Raw genomic sequence first — 1,218 nt, forward strand, 5'->3', positions numbered from 1 at the left:
TAAGGGAGGAATTTAACAATGGCAAAGGAAAAGTTCGAGAGAAGTAAGCCACATGTTAACATTGGAACAATCGGTCACGTAGACCACGGTAAGACAACATTAACAGCAGCTATAACAACTGTATTAGCAAACAGAGGATATGCAGAAGCGTTTAACTATGCTGATATAGATAAAGCGCCAGAAGAAAAAGAAAGAGGAATTACAATCAATACAGCTCACGTTGAGTATGAAACAGAAAACAGACACTATGCTCACGTAGACTGTCCAGGACATGCTGACTATGTTAAGAACATGATTACAGGAGCTGCACAAATGGATGGAGCTATCTTAGTTGTATCAGCAGCAGATGGTCCAATGCCACAAACAAGAGAACATATCTTATTAGGATCAAGAGTTGGTATAGAATACATAGTAGTATTCTTAAACAAAGCAGATATGGTAGATGATCCAGAATTATTAGAATTAGTTGAAATGGAAGTAAGAGAATTATTAAGTGAATATGACTTCCCAGGTGATGATATTCCAGTAATAACAGGATCAGCATTAAAAGCATTAGAAAATCCAACAGATGAAGAAGCTATCAAACCAATATTAGATTTAATGGATGCAGTAGATAGTTATATTCCAACACCAGAAAGAGCTACAGATAAACCATTCTTAATGCCAGTTGAAGATGTATTTACAATCACTGGTAGAGGAACAGTTGCAACAGGAAGAGTTGAAGCTGGGGTTCTTCATGTTGGAGATGAAATAGATATCGTTGGATTACAAGAAGAAAAGAAGAAGACAGTAGTAACTGGAATCGAAATGTTCAGAAAGTTATTAGACGAAGCGCAAGCAGGAGATAATATCGGAGCATTATTAAGAGGTATTCAAAGAACTGAAATCGAAAGAGGTCAAGTTTTAGCAAAACCAAACTCAGTACATCCACATACTAAGTTCGTAGGTCAAGTATACGTACTTAAAAAAGAAGAAGGTGGAAGACATACTCCATTCTTCGATGGATATAGACCACAATTCTATTTCAGAACAACTGACGTTACTGGTTCAATCAAATTACCAGATGGAATGGAAATGGTAATGCCAGGAGACCACATTGACATGAATGTTGAATTAATCACTCCAATCGCAATGGATGAAGGATTAAGATTCGCTATCAGAGAAGGTGGAAGAACTGTAGGTTCTGGAGTTGTTACTAGTATAGTTGAATAATATTAA

At 36.5% G+C, this 1,218-nt stretch carries 1 protein-coding gene; it reads left to right on the forward strand.

Annotated elements, in window-relative coordinates:
* The first annotated feature begins 18 nt into the window (after nt 1-18).
* Nucleotides 19-1,212 (forward strand): elongation factor Tu, encoded by a 1,194-nt coding sequence (tuf, locus tag BN2920_RS00110; RefSeq protein WP_058293046.1) that lies wholly within the window; start codon nt 19-21, stop codon nt 1,210-1,212.
* Nucleotides 1,213-1,218: the final 6 nt, after the last annotated feature.

It is taken from the genome of Clostridium neonatale (assembly GCF_001458595.1).
GTDB lineage: Bacteria > Bacillota > Clostridia > Clostridiales > Clostridiaceae > Clostridium > Clostridium neonatale.

Excerpts from the sequence above, each read along its gene's own strand:
- tuf (WP_058293046.1), top strand. The coding sequence starts at position 19 with ATGGCAAAGGAAAAGTTCGAGAGAAGTAAGCCACATGTTAACATTGGA.